This window comes from uncultured Eubacterium sp. (assembly GCF_934295145.1).
GTDB lineage: Bacteria > Bacillota > Clostridia > Lachnospirales > Lachnospiraceae > Eubacterium_I.
Genome location: NZ_CAKRAS010000104.1, coordinates 1 through 4247 on the forward strand (window position 1 = coordinate 1; position 4247 = coordinate 4247).

Consider the following 4247-nt stretch of genomic DNA (forward strand, 5'->3'; position numbering starts at 1 on the left):
ACCATTCATTAATTCCAAACGTTACTGTTTTAGGTTGCTTTGACTTTCGTCTCTGCTTTGTTCTCTCGAACTCATTTTAATGCGAATTGCTTCGCTGTTCTCAATGAATCTTTCAAGGTTATTTCACTGTTCAGTTATCAAAGTTCTTTGTGTTCTGTTGTTGTTTAGCAACTTTTATATCTTATCAGATGCCCAAGCACTTGTCAACAACTTTTTAACTTTTTTGAAGTTATTTTTATCATGCCGCTCTCGCGACAGCTTGTATATACTATCACAGGTTTTTGCGCTTGTCAACAACTTTTTTATCTTTTAAGTTGTTTTTCTCTTGCGCCGCTCCCCCGCGACAGCTATTAGATAATACCATCAGCCCTTTACATTGTCAACACTTTTTTACATATTTTTTTACATTTTATTCTTGTATTTTTTCATCTTGCCAAACGCAAAATAGATGTTGTGGTTTTTCGTATATGCTACCACAACATCTACTTTTTATCTCTATTTTCCAAACAAAAATCCTGTTAAAATTCTGGACGGGACGTTATTATAATATAGATATCGCAAAATACTGTTCTGATCAATCTGCCCAATGAGCATTTTTCCTTCTTCCGTCCCCGCAAACAAAGACAAAAGCATAAACAACAACCACACAAAGATCAAACCCTGAAATGCTCCGGCAAAAATTCCAAGAGTCCGATTGATTCCCTTGATTACCGGGATACGATTAATGATACGCAAAGAACGCCCGATCATAGACACAATGATACCTGCGACTAACAGCGCAACAAAATAAGATACCCCTGCCAGAATCCAGTCTGCCATTTTTTTGCCGAGAGCATCATACACGCCCGTTTGTTCCAGCAGACTGTTTCCGGAATCTGTTATATAGGAAGTAACCTGCTCCGGAAGCGATACCCCTGCCACGGAAGTACCATTGTCCACACTATCTGATACTCTCTCTTGCCCGCTGTTTCGAAATGCCTGCGTGCAATGCTGCTCAAGCGCTGCATAAACCCCTGTATTGTTCTTAATATAACTACTGACATACGGCGTCGCATAGGAAATCAGTCCAATCAGCAGCACGACAGAAATTAAGGAATATAAAATTCGAAGCAATCCTCTGTTCCACCCACGGATCGCGCAGAACAAAATGATTGCACATACTACTATTAATAACCAATTCATTATTTGCGGCCTGCTTTCCCGTTTCCAAACAGACGGAGACGAATCTGCTGTGTTTTTCCTTCCATTATAACAGCATACCGGCGATATCCACCCACATGCAGAACTTCATTGAATGTATCTTCAAATTCATAATAGAATTTTTTCCGTCCTCCCAGCGTATAAATAGAACATAAATTGCTGCTGTACAGGCAGATTTCGTGATTATCCAGAAAACGCATTTTTTCAAACGGGAAATCCGTCACAAACTGCGTCTGTTCATCACACTTCATATTATACACAATCACTTTTCGTTTTGCCTCATCTTTCCCCGCAGCAAATACAAGCGCAAAATAGCAGTCATCGTAAAATACGGATTTAATTTCATCCTCTACCTGCTTTTTCGATCCTTCTTTTGGCGTAGTTCCACCAGTAAAGGTATAAACTCCTTTGTCCGAAAATGCAATCAGCTGTTCGGAACCCACATAAGCCAGTTCCGGGATCACCGTATCGTCGTAGGAATAAGAAGCCACGATGTGATCCACTTTTTCCTCACCCACTGAGCCAAAATCGTAAAAAGTAACCGTACTTTTTGCACTTCCATCATGAATATCAAGACTGGATACTGCCAGCTTTTCTCCATTCTGGGAAATTGCAATATCCATTGGTGTACCACCACTTTCCACATGGATTGCACCTTCTGCCAGCTGCTCACCGCTCTTGCTGTAAAGTGACAGATAGCCGGTTCCGTCTTCCTCCATCATAACAGCAACTGCACCGCTGGCCGACACATCGATTCGCTGTATCGGCATTGTAACACTAAATTTTCCCTGCGTACCGCCACTATTCATTACATAAATTTGTTTTCCATCCTTGTCCGCAAATGCCACATACTGTTTACAGACAGCCAGTATCGGATCCTGCATCTCAAAACTCTGATTCCAGATGATCTGATTATCTGTTGTAACACAGGCCGCGCCATCATTGCTGTATTTTAACAGATTTCCATTGAACTCCGTAAATTTGGTCGCACTTGTATCCGAGCGGTCAACTGTACTGACGATTCGAAAGTCATCATAAGATTTATGCTGTACATATATATAATATGCAATTCCAAGAGCCACACTGATTCCCACTATAATGGCCAGTATCTTTAACTGCTTTTTATGATGTTCACGCACCTTGCGTTCAATTTCTTCCCAGTTCGCCTGAACCATTTGCAGATTACTTTTTCCTGCGTTATTCATACTTTCCTCCACTTCAGAATGTTTTCATCTGTTGTATATCATAAAGCATTTTTTTTCGAAAGTCCAGAAAGATTACGGCAACAATAACTGCTGTCCCTCATAGATCATGTCCATGTTTTCAATCTGGTTCGCATTACAGATGTCCTGCACCTTCTGTGTGGTGTGATAAACCGCTTTGCTGATGGACATCAGGCTGTCACCTTTTTTCACAGTATAATAGCGGGCGTTGCTCTGTGCATCTGTTTTGGCAGACTGCGCCTGACTGGAATTATCCTGTCCTTCCTGAGATTGTCCCACATTGTTCCGGTTCTGATCTGTCTGGCTATTATTTTTATCTGACTGATTTTGTACTGTCTGGTCTGCATTCTGTGCAGACTTATCGTCCGCTGTCTGACTTGTATCCTGTCCTGTTGTCTGATTTTGAGTATTTTCACTCTGAGTATCTGCGTTCTGATCCCCCGCCGCCTGTCCATCTGCCAAGTTCTTCTTCTCTGTCTCCTGCGCATTCTGATTTTGTTCCTGTGCATTGGCAGCCTGATCGGCTACATTTTTACTGTCTTCTGCCTGTTTGTCCTGCACATTTTGGGAATCCGCATTCTGCACATTTCCGGAAACCGTCTGCAATGTATGTTCCAGCACTTTCAGATTCTGATAATTTCCAATTTGTGAAATTCCGGTAGCCGCCACCACAGCCAGCACAGCCACACCTGCCACATACACAAATGGCTGATGTTTTTTTCGATTCGGACGCTCGTTCAGTTTATTTAAAATTACCCGGTAATTTTGCGCCACATCCGACGGCTCCTGATTTTCCTTCTCTGTTTCTGTTCGCAGAGGTTCTGTATGCCGGTTCTGCGCCACCAGAAACTCCTGCATTGCCGGATTTTTCTCATAGTAGACAGCATAACCCTCCAACCGCTGCAAGGCACCTTGAGCCTGCACAAAAAAGGCATCCATCCGGCTCAGCTTGTCCTCATAATACAAAAAGCGGGAACCGTGTTCCTGTGTTGCGTCAAAAAACTGCTGCATGGAGGTTGTCACTTCCAGATTGCTGCCTTCCAGTGAAAAATACCAGCCCAGAAGTTCATAATCCGAAAAATATTCTTTTATCCCCTGATAAACCCGTTCCCAGAACAACTGCTGGCGATCCTGAGATGCCACGGATGCTGACGGCTGCTCTACAATATCTATATCCGGCACGATAGTTGTGTCCACCTGATGAGACAGTTCATCCGGAGTACGTTCAATACCATCCTCTTCCTCCGGTGAAAATTGTTCGGCATATACCGTTGACTCTCCTGCAAAAGAAAAATCCACCTGCTGTGCGCCACTGATAAATATGTACTCCTGATTTCCCCGGCGGTATGTTTTTCCAAGCAGTACTGCTGCCGGAATTTCATTTTCTTTTACTTCTTCGTGTAGTGTTCGATGAACATATGTGTAAACAAAATCCTCTACATAAATCTGACAGATGCCGCCAAGTTTTCCCATCTGGCGGATATTTTTCGGTAAATGAAACTGTCGGTCCTTCTGATTTCCCATGTTTTGATTCCCTCTTTCTATCTTTTATACAATCACAATGTTTTAAATTTCTCGGGAAATTTTATCATGAGAGAGTTGTAGAACTTTGCCGGTTTTTGAAAACAACTTCTTGTTTAGGGTGATTTGGAACAAGCAGAAACGAACTCCAACAAGAACCTGAAAAATTTTCTGTGACCACTGCGTCGCATATTTCCTAAGCGGAGGTTTCACCTCCACTTAGAATAGCTTCGCATGAATGTGCAGAGATTCGGATTTGAAATATGTCTGCTACGCAGACCCGAATCTCGCACCAGAACTTGC

Annotated in this window: 3 protein-coding genes; all 3 read right to left on the minus strand. The window is 42.5% G+C overall.

The features are described 5' to 3' along the window. Nucleotides 1-495: 495 nt before the first annotated feature. A complete protein-coding gene (locus tag Q0I54_RS13125; protein ID WP_296119302.1) occupies nt 496-1182 on the minus strand; it encodes a CvpA family protein in 687 nt (228 codons plus the stop codon). Beyond that, nucleotides 1182-2405 carry a DUF5711 family protein gene (locus tag Q0I54_RS13130; protein ID WP_296119304.1) on the minus strand — a complete coding sequence of 408 codons (1224 nt, stop codon included), beginning with the start codon at nt 2403-2405 and terminating at the stop codon, nt 1182-1184. Before Q0I54_RS13130 ends, Q0I54_RS13125 begins: the two co-directional genes overlap by 1 nt. A 72-nt stretch (nt 2406-2477) precedes the next feature. Beyond that, nucleotides 2478-3947 carry a LysM peptidoglycan-binding domain-containing protein gene (locus Q0I54_RS13135; RefSeq protein ID WP_296119306.1) on the minus strand — a complete coding sequence of 490 codons (1470 nt, stop codon included), beginning with the start codon at nt 3945-3947 and terminating at the stop codon, nt 2478-2480. Between the last annotated feature and the right edge of the window lie 300 nt (nt 3948-4247).

Bases quoted from the DNA above. Each gene is read 5' to 3' on its own strand.
- Q0I54_RS13130 (WP_296119304.1), bottom strand. From the start codon at position 2,405: ATGAATAACGCAGGAAAAAGTAATCTGCAAATGGTTCAGGCGAACTGG.
- Q0I54_RS13135 (WP_296119306.1), bottom strand. From the start codon at position 3,947: ATGGGAAATCAGAAGGACCGACAGTTTCATTTACCGAAAAATATCCGC.
- Q0I54_RS13125 (WP_296119302.1), bottom strand. From the start codon at position 1,182: ATGAATTGGTTATTAATAGTAGTATGTGCAATCATTTTGTTCTGCGCG.